Origin of the sequence: Pseudomonas sp. RA_5y_Pfl1_P24 (assembly GCF_963970945.1) — a bacterium.
Classification (GTDB): Bacteria; Pseudomonadota; Gammaproteobacteria; order Pseudomonadales; family Pseudomonadaceae; genus Aquipseudomonas; species Aquipseudomonas tritici.
In genome coordinates this window covers 191,203-209,505 of the sequence record NZ_CAXAOJ010000009.1, presented here as the reverse complement: position 1 = coordinate 209,505, position 18,303 = coordinate 191,203, and the positions used below count along the sequence as shown (strand labels likewise).

The 18,303-nt window shown below is 61.8% G+C and carries 18 protein-coding genes and 1 pseudogene; 6 read left to right on the top strand and 13 right to left on the bottom strand.

Going from position 1 to position 18,303, the window contains the following annotated elements; translation table 11 throughout:
• Nucleotides 1–6 precede the first annotated feature (6 nt).
• The 4 genes from AACY30_RS17445 to AACY30_RS17430 form a co-directional block, all read right to left on the bottom strand.
• A complete protein-coding gene (locus AACY30_RS17445; protein WP_065881107.1) occupies nucleotides 7–1,248 on the bottom strand; it encodes an FAD-dependent oxidoreductase in 1,242 nt (413 codons plus the stop codon).
• The gene (gene folD / locus AACY30_RS17440; RefSeq protein WP_339468815.1) at nucleotides 1,230–2,135 is read right to left on the bottom strand and encodes a bifunctional methylenetetrahydrofolate dehydrogenase/methenyltetrahydrofolate cyclohydrolase FolD; all 906 of its coding nucleotides are present in this window, start codon (nucleotides 2,133–2,135) and stop codon (nucleotides 1,230–1,232) included. The genes AACY30_RS17445 and folD overlap by 19 nt, the downstream gene beginning before the upstream one ends.
• Nucleotides 2,132–2,998: a formyltetrahydrofolate deformylase gene (purU, locus tag AACY30_RS17435; RefSeq protein WP_339468814.1), complete on the bottom strand. Its 867-nt coding sequence runs from the start codon at nucleotides 2,996–2,998 to the stop codon at nucleotides 2,132–2,134. The genes folD and purU overlap by 4 nt, the downstream gene beginning before the upstream one ends.
• 470 nt (nucleotides 2,999–3,468) lie before the next feature.
• Nucleotides 3,469–4,068: a helix-turn-helix domain-containing protein gene (locus AACY30_RS17430; RefSeq protein ID WP_027603577.1), complete on the bottom strand. Its 600-nt coding sequence runs from the start codon at nucleotides 4,066–4,068 to the stop codon at nucleotides 3,469–3,471.
• 282 nt (nucleotides 4,069–4,350) lie between these two features.
• Between AACY30_RS17430 and glnT the strand changes: the two genes are divergently transcribed.
• The 5 genes and pseudogenes from glnT to AACY30_RS17405 all read left to right on the top strand — a co-directional run.
• Nucleotides 4,351–5,685, top strand: a complete 1,335-nt coding sequence (glnT, locus tag AACY30_RS17425) for a type III glutamate--ammonia ligase (RefSeq protein ID WP_339468813.1) — start codon at nucleotides 4,351–4,353, stop codon at nucleotides 5,683–5,685.
• 22 nt (nucleotides 5,686–5,707) lie between these two features.
• Nucleotides 5,708–6,613, top strand: coding sequence for a class II glutamine amidotransferase (locus AACY30_RS17420; RefSeq protein ID WP_339468811.1), 906 nt, complete (start codon nucleotides 5,708–5,710; stop codon nucleotides 6,611–6,613).
• 11 nt (nucleotides 6,614–6,624) lie between these two features.
• Nucleotides 6,625–7,299, top strand: coding sequence for a protein glxC (locus AACY30_RS17415; protein ID WP_339468810.1), 675 nt, complete (start codon nucleotides 6,625–6,627; stop codon nucleotides 7,297–7,299).
• 14 nt (nucleotides 7,300–7,313) lie between these two features.
• Nucleotides 7,314–8,642, top strand: a complete 1,329-nt coding sequence (locus AACY30_RS17410) for an FMN-binding glutamate synthase family protein (protein WP_339468809.1) — start codon at nucleotides 7,314–7,316, stop codon at nucleotides 8,640–8,642.
• A gap of 205 nt (nucleotides 8,643–8,847) precedes the next feature.
• Nucleotides 8,848–10,161: pseudogene (locus AACY30_RS17405) on the top strand (ammonium transporter); the annotation flags it as partial.
• A 221-nt stretch (nucleotides 10,162–10,382) separates the two neighbouring features.
• Here the strand turns inward: AACY30_RS17405 and AACY30_RS17400 are convergent.
• The 5 genes from AACY30_RS17400 to ribBA all read right to left on the bottom strand — a co-directional run bounded on the left by AACY30_RS17400 (nucleotide 10,383) and on the right by ribBA (nucleotide 15,648).
• Entirely contained in the window at nucleotides 10,383–11,537 is a 1,155-nt protein-coding gene (locus AACY30_RS17400) for an ABC transporter ATP-binding protein (protein WP_339468807.1), read from the bottom strand.
• Nucleotides 11,538–11,554: 17 nt separating this feature from the next.
• Nucleotides 11,555–12,364, bottom strand: a complete 810-nt coding sequence (locus tag AACY30_RS17395; protein ID WP_339468806.1) for an ABC transporter permease — start codon at nucleotides 12,362–12,364, stop codon at nucleotides 11,555–11,557.
• A gap of 6 nt (nucleotides 12,365–12,370) precedes the next feature.
• Nucleotides 12,371–13,288, bottom strand: a complete 918-nt coding sequence (locus AACY30_RS17390; RefSeq protein ID WP_339468805.1) for an ABC transporter permease — start codon at nucleotides 13,286–13,288, stop codon at nucleotides 12,371–12,373.
• Complete coding sequence (locus tag AACY30_RS17385) at nucleotides 13,285–14,310, bottom strand: ABC transporter substrate-binding protein (protein ID WP_339468804.1); 1,026 nt, start codon at nucleotides 14,308–14,310, stop codon at nucleotides 13,285–13,287. The genes AACY30_RS17390 and AACY30_RS17385 overlap by 4 nt, the downstream gene beginning before the upstream one ends.
• A gap of 228 nt (nucleotides 14,311–14,538) precedes the next feature.
• Nucleotides 14,539–15,648 carry a bifunctional 3,4-dihydroxy-2-butanone-4-phosphate synthase/GTP cyclohydrolase II gene (gene ribBA / locus AACY30_RS17380; RefSeq protein ID WP_339540814.1) on the bottom strand — a complete coding sequence of 370 codons (1,110 nt, stop codon included), beginning with the start codon at nucleotides 15,646–15,648 and terminating at the stop codon, nucleotides 14,539–14,541.
• A gap of 68 nt (nucleotides 15,649–15,716) precedes the next feature.
• On the opposite strand from ribBA, the gene AACY30_RS17375 reads away from it, so the two are divergent.
• Nucleotides 15,717–16,010 carry a DUF1330 domain-containing protein gene (locus tag AACY30_RS17375; protein WP_339468802.1) on the top strand — a complete coding sequence of 98 codons (294 nt, stop codon included), beginning with the start codon at nucleotides 15,717–15,719 and terminating at the stop codon, nucleotides 16,008–16,010.
• 50 nt (nucleotides 16,011–16,060) lie between these two features.
• Here the strand turns inward: AACY30_RS17375 and AACY30_RS17370 are convergent, their stop codons facing one another.
• Genes AACY30_RS17370 through AACY30_RS17355 form a run of 4 tightly spaced genes read right to left on the bottom strand, consistent with a single transcriptional unit; the run spans nucleotide 16,061 to nucleotide 18,291 of the window.
• Nucleotides 16,061–16,624 (bottom strand): NUDIX hydrolase, encoded by a 564-nt coding sequence (locus AACY30_RS17370; RefSeq protein WP_339468801.1) that lies wholly within the window; start codon nucleotides 16,622–16,624, stop codon nucleotides 16,061–16,063.
• Nucleotides 16,625–16,626: 2 nt separating this feature from the next.
• Nucleotides 16,627–17,379: a GntR family transcriptional regulator gene (locus tag AACY30_RS17365; RefSeq protein ID WP_049708916.1), complete on the bottom strand. Its 753-nt coding sequence runs from the start codon at nucleotides 17,377–17,379 to the stop codon at nucleotides 16,627–16,629.
• 23 nt (nucleotides 17,380–17,402) lie between these two features.
• The gene (pcaC, locus tag AACY30_RS17360; RefSeq protein ID WP_339468800.1) at nucleotides 17,403–17,792 is read right to left on the bottom strand and encodes a 4-carboxymuconolactone decarboxylase; all 390 of its coding nucleotides are present in this window, start codon (nucleotides 17,790–17,792) and stop codon (nucleotides 17,403–17,405) included.
• 13 nt (nucleotides 17,793–17,805) lie between these two features.
• Nucleotides 17,806–18,291 (bottom strand): flavin reductase family protein, encoded by a 486-nt coding sequence (locus AACY30_RS17355; RefSeq protein ID WP_339468799.1) that lies wholly within the window; start codon nucleotides 18,289–18,291, stop codon nucleotides 17,806–17,808.
• Nucleotides 18,292–18,303: the final 12 nt, after the last annotated feature.

Sequence of the window (18,303 nt, the reverse complement as noted above, 5' to 3'; positions counted from 1 at the left end):
TCTCCGTCAGTGGCTGGCCGCTGTGGCGCCCATTTCGTTGACCTGCTGGAAGGTCGAAAAGCGCTCGAGGCCGAAGGGTTTGATCAAGTCCGGCACCTTGCCGCCGCTGGCGACCAGTTCGGCCATGGTCTTGCCGCAGATCGGCGTGGCCTTGAAGCCCCAGGTGCCCCAGCCGGCGTCGAGGTAGTAATTCTTCACCGGCGACAGGCCCATGATCGGGCTGTAGTCGGGGGTCATGTCGGTGATCCCGGCCCACTGGCGCATCAACTTGGCGTTGGCCAGGAACGGGAACATCTCGATGGCATGGGCCAACAGGCTTTCCTTGAGGTCCAGGGTCGAGCGCGTGTTGAACAGCGGGTACGGGTCGGAACCGCCACCGAACACCACTTCGCCACGGCTGGTTTGCTGCACGTAGCAGTGCAGGGCCGAGGAGCTCACCAGCGGATCGAGGAACGGCTTGAACGGCTGGGTGACCATGGCTTGCAGCGGGAACGTCTGGATCGGCGAGCGGATACCGGCCTTGGCCATCAGCAGCGAGCTGTGCCCGGCAATCGCTTGCACCGCGCAACCACACTTGATGGTGCCGCGATTGGTTTTCACGGCGGTGATAGTGCCGTTTTCGATGACCAGATCCTGCACTTCAGTAAGCTGGTGGATTTCCACGCCGCGCTTGGCCGCCTGCTTGGCGTAGCCCCACGCCACGGCATCGTGGCGCGCGGTGGCGCCGTCGATATGCCAGAGCCCGGCAATCACCGGCAAGTGGCCGGGGTCGAGGTTGAGGCTGGGCACCAGCTCGCGGATCTGCTGGCGGTCGATCATCTCGGTACGCCCGCCGAAGTGCTTGTTGACCTCGGCGCGCTGGCGGAACGAACGCACAGTGGCGTCGGTGTGGGCCAGAGTCAGTTGGCCGCGCTCGGAGTACATGATGTTGAAATCGAATTCGTTGGACAGCGACTGGAACATCTTCACCGACTCGGCGTAGAAACGAACGCCTTCGCTGGTGAGGTAGTTGGAGCGGATCACCGCCGTATTGCGCGCGGTATTGCCGCCACCCAGGTAGGCCTTTTCCAGCACCGCGATATTGGTGATGCCGTGGTACTTGGCCAGGTAGTAAGCCGTCGCCAGGCCGTGGCCACCGGCGCCGATGATCACCACGTCGTAACTCGACTTGAGTTCCTTGGGCGGTGGCAGGTCCACCTCCACCGGGTACTCCGAACTCAGCCCGTATTTCAATAGATTGAATGGCATACGGCCTCCGATTGGCTGCGTAGGGCGTGGTGTTGCGCCTGGGCGGCGGCCACGGTGTTTTTCATCAGGAAGGCAATGGTCATCGGCCCGACACCGCCGGGCACCGGGGTGATGGCGGCGACATGGGGCAGGGCGCTGTCGAAGTCGACATCACCCACCAGGCGGCTGCGGCCGTCGTCGTCGATGCGGTTGATGCCGACATCGATCACCACCGCGCCGGGTTTCAACCAGCTCGCGTCAATCAAGCGGGCGCGGCCCACGGCAGCGATCACGATATCGGCCTGGCGGCACAGGGCCTGGGCGTCGTGGCTGCGTGAGTGCAGCACGGTCACCGAGCAATCCGCCTTGAGCAGCAGCGCGGCCATGGGCTTGCCAACGATGTTCGAGCGGCCGATCACCACCGCGTGTTTGCCGCGCAGGTCGCCGCAGGTTTGCTCCAACAGGTACAGGCAACCACTCGGCGTGCACGGCGTGAGCACCGCGCGCCCCTGGCTGAGGCCGCCGACGTTCTGGCTGTGAAAACCGTCGACGTCCTTGTCCGGCGCGATGGCCTCCAGGGCGCGCAGTTCGTCCATCTGCGGCGGCAACGGCAATTGCAGGAGGATGCCGTGGATCGCCGGGTCGGCATTCAATTGGCCGATCAGGATCAACAATTGTTCGGTGCTGGTATCGCTGGGCAGGCGACGCTCCACGGAGCGGATGCCCACCTCTTCGGCGCGCAGGATCTTGTTGCGCACATACACCTGGCTGGCCGGGTCGTTGCCCACCAGGATCACTGCCAGCGCCGGTTGAATAGCCTGCCCATGCAGACGCGTTACGTCCTCGCGCACTTGCAGCAGCACCCGTGCGGCGGCGGCTTTGCCGTCGATCAGTTTATGCGCGTTCACCGGAACACCACCGTTCTGTCCTGATTGAGGAAGACCCGGTGCTCCAGGTGGTACTTGACCGCCTTGGACAGGGCCACGGTTTCGGTGTCGCGACCGATGGCGACCAGGTCGTCGGGCTTGTACACGTGGTCGACGCGCTGCACTTCCTGCTCGATGATCGGGCCCTCATCCAGGTCGCTGGTCACGTAGTGCGCGGTGGCACCGATCAACTTCACGCCGCGTTGATAAGCCTGGTGATAGGGCTTGGCACCCTTGAAACCGGGCAGGAACGAATGGTGGATATTGATCGCCCGCCCCGACAGTTGCCGGCACAGGTCGTCGGAGAGGATCTGCATGTAGCGCGCCAACACCACCAGTTCGGTGCGGGTGTCGTCGACGATCTTCATCAACTCGGCTTCCTGCGCGGCCTTGTTGTCCTTGGACACCGGCAGGTAGATAAAGCGAATGCCCTCGCGCTCGGCCATCGGCCGCAGATCGAGGTGGTTGGAGACGATGGCGGTGATGGTCATGTCCATCTCGCCCTTGTGGTATCGGTAGAGCAGGTCGGTGAGGCAGTGGTCGAACTTGCTCACCATCAGCATCACGCGCATTGGCTCGCGGGTGTCGTGCAGTTCCCACTGCATGTCGAAGGCCTGGGCGACATCGGCGAAACCGTCTCTGATCTGTTGCAGGTTGCCTTCGTGGCCATCGTTGAAGCGGAACACGGCGCGCATGAAGAAGCGGCCGCTGAAATCGTCATCGAACTGCGCCATCTCCCCGATGTAGCACGCCTTGTCCGCCAGGTAAGTGGTGACGGCAGCGACAATTCCGGACACCGCGGGACAAGTGACCTTGATGATGAAATGGTTTTTTTCGTGTTGCATGACACGTCCTCGGGATGATGGCGGCAGCTCATCGCATAGCGAAAAATGTCTGAGGACAGCAGGCTCATTCCATGAGCGCGTTTTCTTTTGGGGAATAAAATATTCCTGAATTGGCTTTATAGGGGAATGAAGGCGGGGCGTCTAGGGCTTTTGGGAAAGATTTTTAACTGGGGGGAATTTTTTTTTGCGGGGCGACGGGGAGGTCCAATGCGATCAAAGGTGGGCGCTGGCTTGCCTGCGATGGTCATAGGTATCTGCAAAAACTGTGAGCGGGCTTGCCCCGCGCTGGGCGGCGAAGCCGACTCAAACCAGGCGACTTGGTCTTATCTGGAACTCGGCGATGTTTTTACTGGGGCGGCTTCGCCGCCCAGCGCGGGGCAAGCCCGCTCACTACAAGGTGCTCATGTGCCCTTAAAAGATGTGCAGATACCCATCAGGCTCCCACAGCAGAGCCGCTCTCGGTTCGTGCATCACTCCTTGTCGTTACCGTAGTTCATGATCGACAACAACCGAATCGGCACCCTGACCAACTCCTCGGGCCCATGGGGAATCTCGCCCTCAAACGTCAGGCTGTCCCCGGCCTCCATGCGATACAACTGGTTGCCGTGGCGATAAATCAGCTCCCCTTCAAGCAGGTGCAGAAACTCGGTCCCTGGGTGCGCAAACGTAGGAAACTCCTCGCTCGCATCATCCATGCTGACCATGTACGCCTCGAAGCTCTTCTTCGGCCCGCGCGTATGGTTGAGCAGGTGATAGGTATGGCCCTTCTCGGTCCCCCGGCGCACCACTTCCATGCCTTGGTCGGCCTTGACCAGCAAGGCGCTGCCATCCTGCTGGTCGTATTCGCTGAATAATTTCGACAGCGGCAGCCCGAGCACATCGCACAGGCGGCTCAAGGTATCGAGGCTGGTAGAGACCTGGGCGTTCTCGATCTTGCTCAACATGCCCTGGCTGATATCGGCAATTTTTGCCACGTCAGATAGCTTCAGGTCCTGGGCCTGGCGCTGGCGTTTGATCTGCAGCCCCAGGTATTGCTCAAGCTTGAGGCGCGGGGCGGTTTCGGTGGACATGATCATCGGCTCCTGCACGGTTTCCGTTCAGTAATATTATTTTCGCACTGGGAAAGTGCAAAGTCTGGCGCTTAAAGGCCGCCCCGCTGTACGTATTCCTGCGGAGAAAAGAATTTTCTCATATATACAGCACAAAAGCGCTTTTCACCGGCACATCAAACAGTCGTCCGCGATTCTGGCAAGGGTATTGCATTCCTGTAGGGAAACTAACTTTCTTTTTAGGAATAAAAAGACAGCCTAGCCCACCCACACGGTTTTGCCTTTCGCGAGGAGTGACGAGCAATGTTGCCAGCAGAAACCCAGCGCATCATCGATAAGCACGGGATCAAGTACGTGCTTGCGCAGTTTGTGGATATACACGGTGCGGCCAAGACCAAGTCGGTGCCGATCTGTGGGCTTAAGACGGTCGCCAAAGAGGGCGCGGGGTTTGCCGGATTCGCCATCAGCGGCATGGGCATGGAGCCTCACGGGCCGGATTTCATGGCGCGGGGCGATCTGTCGACATTGACCCCGGTGCCGTGGCAGCCGGGTTACGGGCGGGTGGTGTGCGTCGGTCATGTCGACGGCAAGCCCCATCCCTACGACAGCCGCTACGTGCTGCAGCAACAGGTGCAGCGCCTGCAGGACAAGGGCTGGACGCTGAACACCGGCCTCGAACCCGAGTTCAATCTGATGCGCCGCGACGAGCAGGGCACGTTGCAATTGGTGGACCCCAGCGACAACCTCGACAAGCCTTGCTACGACTACAAGGGCCTGTCGCGTTCGCGGGTGTTCCTCGAGCGCCTGACCGAAGCCTTGCAGGCGGTGGATTTCGAGGTCTATCAAATCGACCATGAAGACGCCAACGGCCAGTTCGAGATCAATTACACCTACAGCGACGCCTTGACCTCCGCCGACCGTTTCACCTTCTTCCGCATGGCCGCCGGCGAGATCGCCAATGACCTGGGCATGATCTGCTCCTTCATGCCCAAGCCCGACCCGAAACGCGCCGGCAATGGCATGCACTTTCACCTGTCTATCAGCAGCGCCGAGAACAAAAACCTGTTCCATGACGCCAGCGACCCGAGCGGCATGGGCTTGTCGAAACTCGCCTATCACTTCGCCGCCGGCTTGCTCGCCCACGGCCCGGCGCTCTGTGCGTTCGCTGCGCCCACGGTCAACTCGTACAAGCGCCTGGTGGTCGGCAACTCGTTGTCCGGCGCCACCTGGGCCCCGGCCTTCATCGCGTTTGGCGCCAACAACCGCTCGGCCATGGTGCGCGTGCCGTACGGTCGCCTGGAATTTCGCCTACCGGATGCAGGCTGCAACCCCTATCTGGTCAGCGCCGCGATCATCGCCGCGGGCCTGGACGGTATCGATCGCCAGCTGGAAATCGACCACGTCTGCAATGAAAACCTCTACAGCCTGAGCCTCGAGCAGATCGCCGAGCGCGGCATCAAGACCCTACCGCAATCCCTCAAGGAAGCCTGCGACGCACTGGAAGCCGACGCGCTGTTCGCCGAAGTGCTTGGCCCGCAGATCGTGGGCGAGTTCATCACGCTCAAGCGCATGGAGTGGGTGGAGTACAGCCGCCATGTGAGCGACTGGGAAATCCAGCGCTATACCGAATTTTTCTGACACCGTGTGACGGAGACTTGTTATGTGTGGAATCGTAGGCCTGTACCTGAAGAATCCGCAGCTGGAACCCCAGCTCGGCAAGCTGTTTGAACCCATGCTGCAAGCCATGACCGACCGTGGCCCGGACAGCGCCGGTTTCGCCATCTACGGCGATGAAGTCGCCGATGGCTGGGTCAAGCTGACCCTGCAAGCCACCACCGAAGCCTTCGACTGGAAAGGCTTGATGGGCGAGTTGGAAGGGCGCCTCGGCTGTTCCCTGGATTGGTTCCAGAACGCCAGCGCCGCTGTACTTAAGATCCACGCCGACGAAGCCCCGGTACGCCTGGCCCTGGCCGAACTGGCGCCGAGCGTGCGTATCATGAGCGCCGGTCAGAGCATCGAGATCCTCAAGGGCATGGGGCTGCCCCAGGAGATTTCCCAGCGCTTCGGCCTGGCAAACATGCAGGGCAGCCACATCATCGGCCATACCCGCATGGCCACGGAAAGCGCGGTGACCATGGAAGGCAGCCACCCGTTTTCCACCGGCGCCGACCTGTGCCTGGTGCACAACGGTTCGCTGTCCAACCACTTCCGCCTGCGCCAGGAACTCAAGCGCGAAGGCATCCATTTTGAAACCGACAACGACACCGAAGTCGCCGCCGGCTACCTGACCTGGCGCTTGCAACAGGGCGATTCGCTCAAGGAAGCGCTGGACCATTCCCTGGAAGACCTCGACGGCTTCTTCACCTTCGCCATCGGCACGCGCAATGGCTTTGCAGTGATCCGCGACCCGATTGCGTGCAAGCCGGCGATCTTGGCCGAGACCGACGACTACGTCGCCATGGCCTCCGAGTACCAGGCGCTGTCGAGCCTGCCGGGCATCGAGAACGCGCGGATCTGGGAGCCGGCACCGGCCACGTTGTACATCTGGGAACGCCATTCAGCTTAAGGAGCGCACACATGAAAACCATCGATCTTTCCACCGCCACCGTGCGTGACCTCAACCAGGCCCTGCACGCCCATGCCATCGACAACGAGTGGCGCATCACCCATTCCAACGGCAAGCACAACCTTGCGGTGGGGGTGAACCAGGCCGTGTCCATCGATATCGAGGGCCACGCCGGCTACTACTGCGCGGGCATGAACCAGCAAGCCTCGATCACCGTGCACGGCAATGTCGGCGTGGGCTGCGCCGAGAACATGATGTCCGGTTCGGTGCGCGTCAAAGGCAGTGCGTCCCAGGCGGCCGGGGCCACGGCCCATGGCGGTTTGCTGGTGATTGAGGGCGACGCAGGCGCGCGTTGCGGGATTTCCATGAAGGGCATCGACATCGTCGTCGGCGGCAGCATCGGCCATATGAGCTGCTTCATGGGCCAGGCCGGGCGTCTGGTGGTGTGCGGCGACGCCGGCGATGCGCTGGGGGACTCGCTGTACGAAACCCACATCTACGTGAAAGGCACGGTGGAGTCCCTGGGCTCGGACTGCGTCGAAAAAGAGATGCGCAGCGAACACCTGCACGAGCTGCAGGAACTGCTCGACCGCGCCGGTTTCGCCCACCAGGCGGCAGATTTCAAGCGCTACGGCTCGGCCCGTCAACTCTACAACTTCAAAGTCGATAACGCCTCCGCGTACTGATCAGGAGCTCCACCATGACTGAACAAACCCCTCCGGTCCTGCGCGAGTCGGCCACCTTCGACCGCCTGACCATCCAGGAAATCCAGCGTGCCGCCGAAACTGGCATCTACGATATTCGCGGCGGCGGCACCAAGCGCAAGCTGCCGCACTTCGATGACTTGCTGCTGCTCGGCGCCAGCGTGTCGCGCTACCCGCTGGAAGGCTATCGCGAGAAGTGCGGCACCGATGTGATCCTCGGCAATCGCTTCGCCAAGAAGCCTATCCACCTGAAGATCCCGGTGACCATCGCTGGCATGAGTTTCGGTGCGTTGTCGGCCAACGCCAAGGAAGCCCTGGGCCGTGGCGCGACGATCGCCGGCACCAGCACCACCACCGGTGACGGCGGCATGACCCCGGAAGAGCGCGGCCAGTCCCAGCACCTGGTGTATCAGTACCTGCCATCGCGCTACGGCATGAACCCGGATGATCTGCGCAAGGCCGATGCCATCGAGATCGTCCTCGGCCAGGGCGCCAAGCCCGGCGGCGGCGGCATGTTGCTCGGCATGAAAGTCACCGAGCGTGTGGCCGGCATGCGCACTTTGCCCATCGGCGTGGACCAGCGCAGCGCCTGCCGCCACCCGGACTGGACCGGCCCGGATGACCTGGCGATCAAGATTGCCGAGCTGCGCGAAATCACCGATTGGGAAAAACCGATCTACGTGAAAATCGGCGCGAGCCGGCCGTATTACGACGTGAAGCTGGCGGTCAAGGCCGGGGCCGATGTAATCGTGCTCGACGGCATGCAAGGCGGCACCGCCGCGACGCAGGAAGTGTTTATCGAGCATGTGGGCATTCCGATTTTGTCGGCCATCCCGCAAGCGGTACAGGCTTTGCAAGAGATGGGTATGCACCGCAAGGTCCAGTTGATCGTGTCGGGCGGGATTCGTAATGGTGCCGATGTGGCCAAGGCCATGGCGATGGGCGCGGACGCGGTGGCCATCGGCACTGCGGCGCTGATCGCCCTGGGCGACAACCACCCACGGCTGGACGCGGAACTGAAAAAGATCGGCTCGGCCGCCGGCTTCTACGACGACTGGCAGAACGGCCGCGATCCGGCGGGCATCACCACCCAGGACCCGGAGCTGTCCAAGCGCCTCGACCCGGTGGAAGGCGGACGGCGCTTGGCCAACTACCTGCGGGTGATGGTGCTGGAGGCGCAGACCATGGCGCGTGCGTGCGGCAAATCGCACCTGCACAACCTCGACCCCGAGGACTTGGTGGCGTTGACCGTGGAATCGGCGGCCATGGCCCGGGTGCCGCTGGCGGGTACCCGTTGGGTGCCGGGTTCGGGTAGCGGTTACTGAGGCGGGATAAGCATCTGTGGCGAGGGAGCTTGCTCCCGTTCGACAGCGCAGCTGGAGCCGGCTTTTTAGGGCTGCTTCGCACCCCAGCGGGAGCAAGCTCCTTCGCCACAACAGATAGGCAAATCAAGGCGCCCGCCAAGAGGCTCTCCAAACAACAACTGCTCGCTGCCCGACACTTCCCATTTCTTTTGCAGGAGCTTTGAACATGGTCAATCGTCTTCTCGGCAAATCCCTCTTCGGTTTATTGGCGGCCGGTGCCTTTGCACCCCTGGCCCAGGCCGCCGACGCACCCACCTTGAACACCGGCAGCACCGCCTGGATGGTCACCGCCGCCGTGCTGGTGCTGTTCATTTGCCTGCCGGGGCTTGCGTTGTTCTATGGCGGCCTGGTCCGTGCGAAAAACATGCTCTCGTTGTTCACCCAGTGCTTCGGTATCGCCGGCCTGGTGGGCGTGCTGTGGGTGGTCTACGGCTACAGCATGGTGGTCGACACCACCGGTATGGTCGAAGGGCAGGTGACTTTCAACAGTTTTGTTGGCGGCCTGAACCGCGCCTTTCTGGCGGGCATGACCCCGGAGAGCCTGGTGGGGGATATTCCGGAAGGGGTGTTCGTGACCTTCCAGATGACGTTCGCCATCATCACCCCGGCCCTGATCGCCGGCGCCTTTGCCGAACGCATGAAATTCTCGGCGGCGCTGCTGTTCATGGCCATCTGGTTCACCCTGGTCTATGCCCCGGTGGCGCATATGGTCTGGGGCGGATCGGGGGTCTTGATGCATAACTGGGGCGTGCTCGATTTTGCCGGAGGCACCGCCGTGCACATCAATGCCGGTGTGGCTGCGCTCGCTGCGTGCCTGATCCTCGGCAAGCGCAAGGGCTACCAGAACACGCCGATGCCTGCGCATAACCTCAGCCTGACCATGGCCGGCGCGGCGATGCTCTGGGTCGGCTGGTTCGGCTTCAATATAGGCCCCGGTGGCGGCCTCAGCGGCACCTCGGGCATCGTCATGCTCAACACTCAGTTGGGCGCCTGCGCCGGGATTCTTGGCTGGATGTTCACCGAGTGGTTCAAGGTCGGCAAGCCCAGTGCCCTCGGCCTGGCCAGTGGTGCGCTGGCCGGCCTGGTGGGGATCACCCCGGCGTGTGCCTACGTGGGCGTCGGCGGTGCGTTGGCCATCGGCTTGCTGTGCGGGGTGTTTTGTTATTTGAGCGTGACGGTGTTGAAGCGCCGCTTCGGCTACGACGACAGCCTCGACGTGTTCGGCTTGCACGGCATTGGCGGGATGATCGGCGCGGTGTTGACCGGTGTGTTCTGTGTACCGTCCATGGGTGGCCTGGTGGAAGGCGTGACCATGGGCGGGCAGGTGGTCGCCCAGCTTAAGGGGGGGCTGCTGACCACGGCGTACTGCTTTGTGATCAGTTGGATCATCCTCAAGGTGGTCAATGCCTTGGTTGGCTTACGTGCCCATGAGTCGGTGGAGGAGATGGGGTTGGACCTGGCCGAGCATAATGAGCGGGCCTCAACCACTGAAGTAAACGCAGCTCAAACTGTTTGCCAGTCAGTTAAGGGCGAGCACTGTACCTGTGGTGAGGGAACAAGCTCCCCTCGCCACAGACCGCTGAAAAAAGTTGTGTAGATACCCATGCCCCGATGAGGGAGTGTCAGTGAATGCACCTGTAACTGACACACTGCTATCGGGGGCAAGTCGAATCATCGCACCGCCCCTCCTACATGTGTGACTCAATGGGCGCCGGCCGCCTTGTTCAGATCGCTTTCGGCCCACTCCGTATACACACACGCATCGGCCGTCGCCCAGCGCACACGCACCGGGTCGCCGGCCTTGAGCGGCATGCCCGCAGCGGACAGCGCCTTGACCGTCATCGATGTGCCGCCGAGGGTCTTCACCGCGCAGGTCTGGCTTTCGCCAAGAAACAACACCTCACCGACAATCGCCGACACTTCATTCCAACCTGACAGCAGCGGTTGCTCGGCGGCTTGTTCGGCGCTCAGTGCCAGGGCTTTTTCCGGGCGCACCATCAGCAGCACGTCCTGTTCTGTACGCAGCCCGCTGGTCAGGCGGATCGACAACGATTGGCCTTCGAACGACGCCACCGCGTTGCCCTGAGCCTTGAGTTTGAGGAAGTTGGAGTTGCCGAGGAACGACGCCACAAAAGCGTTCGGCGGGTTCTGGTAGAGGTCGAAGCCGCTGCCCAGGCCGACGATCTTGCCGTGGCTGAAAATCGCGATGCGCTGGGACAGACGCATCGCTTCTTCCTGATCGTGGGTCACGTAGACGATGGTGATGCCCAGGCGCCGGTGCAGTTGGCGTAGTTCGTCCTGCAGGTCTTCACGCAGTTTCTTGTCGAGCGCGCCGAGGGGTTCGTCCATCAGCAGGATGCGTGGCTCGTACACCAGCGCGCGTGCGATGGCGACCCGTTGCTGTTGGCCGCCAGACAATTGAGAAGGGCGGCGATGGGCGAACTGTTCCAGCTGCACCAGCTTGAGCATGGCGTCGACGCGCTTCTCACGTTCGGCGCTGGGCAGTTTGCGTATCGCCAGGGGGAAGGCGATGTTGTCGCGCACCGACAAATGCGGGAACAGTGAGTAACGCTGGAACACCATGCCGATGTCGCGCTTGTGCGGCGGTACGTTGACCAGTGATTGGCCGCTGACAAGGATCTCGCCGCTGCTCGGCGTTTCGAAGCCGGCAAGCATCGAAAGCGTGGTGCTTTTGCCCGAGCCGCTGGAGCCGAGGAAGGTGAGGAATTCGCCGTCCTGGATGTCCAGCGAGATGTTGTCCACGGCGGCAAACTCGCCGTAGTACTTGTTCAGGTTGCGCAGGCTGACCAGGGGCTGGCCATGGCTCTGCGCGACGTCTTGGATCACTGCACTCATGTTCTACTCCTCGGCGCTCAAGCGCGGGTTTCAGTGCGTCGACGAACGACGGCGGCAATCACCATGACCAGTACCGACAGGCCGATCAGCAGCGTCGAAGCGACGGCGATCACAGGCGTCAGGTCCTGGCGCAGGGTGGTCCACATTTTCACGGGAAGGGTTTGCAGGGTTGGGCTCGCCATCATCACGCTGAGCACCACTTCGTCCCACGAGACCAAAAAGGCAAACAGCGCACCGGCGACCATACCCGGGCGGATCGCCGGGAAGGTCACCTTGAACACCGCCTGCAAGCGTGACGCGCCGCAGATCACCGCCGCGTCTTCAATCGACTGGTCGAAAAGCTTCAGCGAGTTGATGATCGAGATGATGGTGAAGGGCAGCGCGACGATCACATGGCTAACCACAAAGGCGAACATCGTGCCGGTGTAGCCCAGCTTGAGGAACAGCGCGTACACCGCCACGGCAATGATCACCAGCGGCACGATCATCGGCAGCGTGAACAGGCCGTAGAGCAGCTCGCGGCCGGGGAAGCGTCCACGCACCAGGGCAAAGGCGGTCGGCAAACCCAGCGCCACCGCGAAGATCGTTGTCAGCACCGCCACCTTGAGGCTGGCCATTGCAGCGTTCATCCAATCCGCGTTGGAGAAGAACTGGTCGTACCATTTGAACGTCCAGCCTGGCGGCGGAAACACCAGCCATTGCGACGAACCGAACGATAACAGCACGATAAACACGATCGGCAACAGCAGGAACAGGCCGATCAATCCGGTGGTGGTGTAGAGGCCCAAGCGCATCCTGCGGCTCATGGCGTTGGGGGTCAGGAGCATGACGGCTTACCTCGCGTCGCTGGCGCCAACCGGGGATTCCGGCTGGAGTTTCAGGTAGAAGTAGAACAGCACCAGCGTGATGAAGATCAGCAACGCGGCGCCGGCACTGGCCAGGCCCCAATTGAGGAACGATTGCACCTGCTGGATGATGAACTCGGGCAACATCATGTTCTGCGCACCGCCGAGCAGCGCCGGGGTGACGTAGTAACCGAGGGACATCACGAACACCATCAAACCGCCGGAGAACAAACCCGGCCGACACAGCGGCAGGAACACCCGGAAGAAGTTGGTCCACGGGCTGGCGCCGCAGATGGAGCCGGCCTGCAGGATCATCGGGTCGATGGCCTGCATGGTCGCCTGCAAAGGCAGCACAATGAACGGGATCATGATGTAGCTCATGCCGATCACCACGCCGGTCAGGTTATGCACCATCTCCAGGGGCACATCTATGATGCCCATGGCCATCAACGCCTTGTTGATCACCCCGGAGGCTTGCAGCAAGACCAGCCAGGAATACGTGCGGGCGAGCAGGCTGGTCCACATCGACAGCAGCACGATGTTGAGGATCCAGCGTCCCCAACCGCGTGGCACCAGGGTGATCGCCCAGGCCAGCGGAAAGCCCAGCAGCAGGCTGAACAAGGTCACCAGGCCCGCCACCGAGAACGTGTTGAGCAGCACCCGGGCATAGGCCGAGTTGGCGAACAGCTGTTCATAGTTGCCCAGGCCCGGCACCGGCTCCAGCACGCCGCGCAGCAACAGGCCGATCAGCGGCGCCAGGAAGAACAGGCCGAGGAACAGCAGGGCCGGGATCAGGTTGCTCGACCCCCGCCAGCGCTGCGCCAGGGACGGCGCCCCGGCCTTGGCCGAAAACGCGCCGGCAGCGCCGAGGGCGCTCCCGGTCGGTGTGGTTGCCGTCATTTTCATTTGACTAGCCATTCATTCCACCGTGTCGCAATGGCCGGGCCGTTCTTGGCCCAGTAGGCGAAATCGAGGGTGATCTGGTCCTTGACGTAGGCGGTCGGCAGGTTCGGCGCTAGCACCGAATCCAGACGCTGCACGCTGTCGATGTTCACCGGTGCGTAGGCGGTCAGGTTGGAGAAATCAGCCTGGCCCTTGGCGCTGCTGGCGTTGGCCAGGAACTTCATCGCGGCGGCTTTGTTTTTCGAACCTTTAGGCACGACGAGGATGTCGGCCATCACCAGGTTTTGCTTCCAGCTCACGCCAACCGGTGCGCCGTCTTCCTGCAGGGCATGGATGCGGCCGTTCCAGAACTGGCCCATGCTGACTTCGCCGGAGGCCAGCAGCTGTTGCGACTGCGCGCCGCCGCCCCACCAGACGATGTCTTTCTTGATGGTGTCGAGTTTCTTGAAGGCGCGGTCCAGGTCCAGCGGGTAGAGCTTGTCGGCGGCTACGCCGTCGGCCAGCAGCGCCAGTTCAAGCACGCCAGGGCTTGGCCATTTGTAGAGGGCGCGTTTGCCAGGGTAGGTCTTGGTGTCAAACAGCGCGGACCAATCCTGAGGCTTGCCAGCGCCGAGCTTGCCTTCGTTGTAGCCGAGCACGAAGGAGAAGAAGAACGAGCCCACACCATGGTCGGAGACAAACCGCGGGTCGATCTTGTCGCGCTGGATCACCGAGAAGTCGAGGGGTTCGAGCAGGCCTTCGGCGGCGGCGCGCAAGGCGAAGTCGGCTTCGACATCCACCACGTCCCACTGCACGTTGCCGCTTTCGACCATGGCCTTGAGTTTGCCGTAGTCGGTGGGGCCATCCTGGACCACGGTAATGCCGCTGGCCTTGCTGAACGGGTCGGCCCACGCCTGCTTCTGCGCGTCCTGGGTGCTACCGCCCCAGCTCACGAAATTGACGCTTTCGGCCGCCATGGCCGCGTGAGTGGCCGTAGCCAATAAACCCGCGAACAGCACCGCGGTTGCACGTTTATTCAACACCATTTTCACGCCCTCATTTGTTTTGTTATTGAGCGGGCTTGGTAATGCCCGCCTATCGGGAGCAGTAGGTCCATCGGGAGCCTCTAATCGAGACCCCAAAAGGCGACCGTGCCAAGGGCTTTTATTGGTGCTCTCCCTGGCGGGCGCACTTGGCAGAAGCGTTCGGTCTATGGAATATCATATTATGGTATTCCAAACTTTGTGCAAGCATTTTGCCTTACCGGTTATCCGTCATTCGGTGAAGGGAATGCTCTCGATCACCTCCAGGTCGTAGCCGGTCAGCCCGGCGTATTTGAGGGGCGGGCCGAGGTGACGCAGCTTGCCGACGCCGAGGTCCTGCAAGATCTGCGCCCCGGTGCCCACTTCAGAATAGATGCGCGACTGCGAACGGTTGAACTGGCGCGGCGCCTGGGTCAGTTGCGGCACGCGTTCCAGCAGCGCCTGGGACGACTCATGATTAGCCAGCACTACCACCACGCCGCTGCCTTCAGCGGCGACACGTTGCAAAGCCGCCCACAGCGTCCAGTTGGACGGGCCGCTGTAGTCGGCGCCGACCAGGTCGCGCAGCGGGTCGATCACATGCACGCGCACCAGCGCAGGTGCATCGCGGCGCAACTGGCCCATCACCATCGCCATATGCACACCGCCGTCGATGCGGTCTTCAAAGGTGATCAGGCGGAACGTACCGTGCACCGTGGGCAGGTCGCGTTCGCCAATGCGCACCACGGTGCGTTCGGTGCTGAGGCGGTAGTGGATCAGGTCGGCGATGGTGCCGATCTTGATCCCGTGTTTGCGCGCGAAAATTTCCAGTTCGGGACGCCGCGCCATGGTGCCGTCGTCATTCATGACTTCTACGATCACTGAGGCGGGCGTGTGCCCGGCCAGGCGCGCCAGGTCGCAACCGGCCTCGGTATGGCCGGCGCGGGTCAATACACCGCCGTCTTTAGCGCGCAACGGAAAGATATGCCCCGGCTGCACGATATCGGCAGGCCCGGCATTAATATCGACGGCGGCCGCGACGGTGCGCGCCCGATCGGCGGCTGAGATGCCGGTCGTCACGCCGGTGGCGGCCTCGATGGACACGGTAAATGCCGTGCTGAACACGCTTCCATTGCTCGGCACCATCTGTTCCAGGCCCAGGCGCTGGCAATGTTCATCGGTGAGGGTCAGGCAGATCAGGCCACGGGCTTCGCGGGCCATGAAGCTGATAGTCTCGGCGGTGCAGCACGCGGCGGGCAGCAACAGGTCGCCTTCGTTTTCTCGGTCTTCGTCATCCACCAGGAGCACCATCTTGCCTTGGCGGTAGTCTTCGATGATGTCTGCGATGCTGTTGAAGGACATGGAGAGTGCTCGATTTGTTGGTTGTATGTATTATGGTATACCACAAAATTCAACAAGAGGATGTTACGATGAAGGCCTACTGGATTGCCCATGTGGATGTGTCTGATGCAGAGCAGTACACGCAATACACTCAGCGCGCGCCGGCGGCGTTTGCCTTGTATGGCGGACGATTCCTGGCCAGGGGAGGGCGCAGCGCAGCGATGGAAGGCGGGCCAGCACGGCAGCGGAATGTGGTGATCGAATTCGACAGCTACGAGCAGGCGGTGGCGTGTTATGAGTCGGCGGAGTATCAGGCGGCGAAGGCGCACCGAGAGGGCGTGGGGCAGGCGCAGATTATTATTGTGGAAGGCCTGGCACCTTAGATTTTTCGGGTGTAAGCCGATTTAAATGTGGGAGCGGTTCGGCCTGCAAGTCAGCGGATGAAGTGAATCTTGCCGCTGTCGTCATTCCCAATGTAGATGCCATACACCCCAGCCTGCCGCTCCTCGATATACCGCTCAAGGATCTGCCGGATCGCCGGATAGTAGATGCTGTCCCAGGGAATGTCCTCGGGGGCGAAAAACTTGTAGTCGAGGGTCTCGGGCCCGAACTGGCCGGTGATCTCCAGCGCGATGGCGCGGAAGATGATGTACACCTCGCTGATCCTGGGCACGCTGAAGATCGAGTAGGGCGAGAGGATCTCGGCACGTACGCCGCTTTCTTCCCAGACTTCGCGCAATGCGGCCTGTTCGGTGGTTTCGCCACCTTCCATGAAGCCGGCGGGCAGAGTCCAGGTGCCGGGGCGCGGCGGAATCGCGCGTTGGCACAGCAGGTATTTACCGTCTCGCTCGATGATGCAGCCGGCGATGATCTTGGGGTTGATGTAATGGATATAGCCGCAGCCCCGGCACATCAGGCGCTCTTGGGTATCGCCCGGTGGCAGCTGGTGACCGAGGTCACTGCCGCCGCATGTCGGGCAAAAGCTGGGGCCGGGCATGGTCAGTGACCTATGCGCGGTTCTTTGAGCGCGATGGGCAGGGTGATCTCGGGGAGTTTGCCGGTCTCTTCCTGTTTACGCTTGAGGTAATCCAGGGCGACGGCGGCGGCGGCGCGCACGTGATCGACACAGGCCTGGTGGGCGGCGAGGGGGTCACCGCTCTTGATCGCCTGGACCATGCGTTCCATTTCCTGGTTGCTGGCGCCACGGCGGTTTTCCTGGGACACCGAGGTCGCGCGCAAGTAGCTGATACGCGCCTGCAACTGGCGCAGCTGGGTGGCGGCCACATGGTTGCCGGAGCCTTCGAGCAGCACGTCGTAGAAACCCTGCACCGAATCGATCACCTGCTGCAATTCGCCTTCCTTGAGGGCCTTGCGGTTTTCCTCGAGGGCTTTTTCCAGGGCCTTGATGTCCTTGGCCTTGGCGCGCAGGGTGAATAACTGCACGATCAAGCCTTCAAGCACGCAGCGCAGTTCATAAATATCGACGGCATCGGCGAGGGTAATGATTGCCACCTGCGGACCCTTGGCATCGGCGAACTCCACCAGACCTTCCGACTCCAGGTGGCGCAAGGCTTCGCGCACCGAGGTGCGGCTGACGCCGAGGCGGTCGCACAGGTCGCGTTCTACCAGGCGGTCACCGGGCAGCAGTTGGAAATTCATGATGGCGCTGCGCAGCTTTTCCAGCACGATTTCGCGCAGGGTGACCGGGTTGTGATTGACCTTGAAGCTGTCGTCGAGGGGCGCGCGTTTCATGGGGTCTGCTCTGAATGTAACGGTTAACTGGAGGTCTCGGCATCGGCTTCAGCGAAGGCTTCACGGGCCAGCCGGAAGCTGTCCACGGCGGCGGGAACCCCGCAATAAATACCGACTTGAAGCAAAATTTCGCGTATTTGTTCACGACTCAGCCCGTTACGCAAGGCGCCGCGTACATGCAGCTTGAGTTCGTGGGGCCGATTGAGGGCTGAAATCATTGCCAAGTTTATCATGCTGCGTTCTTTAAGCGACAAACCCTCCCGGCCCCACACGTGGCCCCAGCAGTACTCGGTGACCATCTCCTGCAGCGGCCGGGTGAAGTCATCGGCATTCTCGATCGAACGCTGCACATAGGCGTCACCCAGTACCTGAGTACGAATCTTCAGGCCCTGCTCGTATTTGTCGTTACTCATGCTTCAGCGCCCCTCAGGCCAGGGTGGGCAGCGGGCCCAGCTTGCCTTTGTGATAGATCATCGGTGTGACCGGCTGCTCGGGCAGGATCAGGTTCTTCACCGCGCCAACGATGATTGCGTGATCGCCGCCGTCGTATTCGCGCCACAGTTCGCACTCGATGATCGCGGTGGCCTTCGCCAGCAGCGGGTTGCCCAGTTCGCTCAAGTGCCACTCGATACCTTTGGCTTTTTCCTTGCCCTTGCTGGCAAAGGCATAGGCTTCGGTGGTCTGGTCGGCTGACAGTAAGTGAATCGCAAAACGCTTGCTGTCGCGCAGGATCGGGTAGGTGTCGGAGGCGTAGTTGGGGCAGAACAGCACCAGCGCCGGGTCGATCGACAGCGCGCTGAACGCACTGGCGGTAATGCCGACGATGCCGCCGTCCGGGTCAAGGGTGGTAACCACCGTGACGCCGGAAGGGAAGGAACTCATGACGTCTTTGTAAATGCTGGGTTCGATCATGGTGGTGGACTC

Excerpts from the sequence above, each read along its gene's own strand:
- AACY30_RS17445 (WP_065881107.1), bottom strand. The coding sequence starts at position 1,248 with ATGCCATTCAATCTATTGAAATACGGGCTGAGTTCGGAGTACCCGGTG.
- purU (WP_339468814.1), bottom strand. The coding sequence starts at position 2,998 with ATGCAACACGAAAAAAACCATTTCATCATCAAGGTCACTTGTCCCGCG.
- AACY30_RS17430 (WP_027603577.1), bottom strand. The coding sequence starts at position 4,068 with ATGTCCACCGAAACCGCCCCGCGCCTCAAGCTTGAGCAATACCTGGGG.
- glnT (WP_339468813.1), top strand. The coding sequence starts at position 4,351 with ATGTTGCCAGCAGAAACCCAGCGCATCATCGATAAGCACGGGATCAAG.
- AACY30_RS17420 (WP_339468811.1), top strand. The coding sequence starts at position 5,708 with ATGTGTGGAATCGTAGGCCTGTACCTGAAGAATCCGCAGCTGGAACCC.
- AACY30_RS17415 (WP_339468810.1), top strand. The coding sequence starts at position 6,625 with ATGAAAACCATCGATCTTTCCACCGCCACCGTGCGTGACCTCAACCAG.
- AACY30_RS17410 (WP_339468809.1), top strand. The coding sequence starts at position 7,314 with ATGACTGAACAAACCCCTCCGGTCCTGCGCGAGTCGGCCACCTTCGAC.
- AACY30_RS17400 (WP_339468807.1), bottom strand. The coding sequence starts at position 11,537 with ATGAGTGCAGTGATCCAAGACGTCGCGCAGAGCCATGGCCAGCCCCTG.
- AACY30_RS17395 (WP_339468806.1), bottom strand. The coding sequence starts at position 12,364 with ATGCTCCTGACCCCCAACGCCATGAGCCGCAGGATGCGCTTGGGCCTC.
- AACY30_RS17390 (WP_339468805.1), bottom strand. The coding sequence starts at position 13,288 with ATGAAAATGACGGCAACCACACCGACCGGGAGCGCCCTCGGCGCTGCC.
- AACY30_RS17385 (WP_339468804.1), bottom strand. The coding sequence starts at position 14,310 with ATGGTGTTGAATAAACGTGCAACCGCGGTGCTGTTCGCGGGTTTATTG.
- ribBA (WP_339540814.1), bottom strand. The coding sequence starts at position 15,648 with ATGTCCTTCAACAGCATCGCAGACATCATCGAAGACTACCGCCAAGGC.
- AACY30_RS17375 (WP_339468802.1), top strand. The coding sequence starts at position 15,717 with ATGAAGGCCTACTGGATTGCCCATGTGGATGTGTCTGATGCAGAGCAG.
- AACY30_RS17370 (WP_339468801.1), bottom strand. The coding sequence starts at position 16,624 with ATGCCCGGCCCCAGCTTTTGCCCGACATGCGGCGGCAGTGACCTCGGT.
- AACY30_RS17365 (WP_049708916.1), bottom strand. The coding sequence starts at position 17,379 with ATGAAACGCGCGCCCCTCGACGACAGCTTCAAGGTCAATCACAACCCG.
- pcaC (WP_339468800.1), bottom strand. The coding sequence starts at position 17,792 with ATGAGTAACGACAAATACGAGCAGGGCCTGAAGATTCGTACTCAGGTA.
- AACY30_RS17355 (WP_339468799.1), bottom strand. The coding sequence starts at position 18,291 with ATGATCGAACCCAGCATTTACAAAGACGTCATGAGTTCCTTCCCTTCC.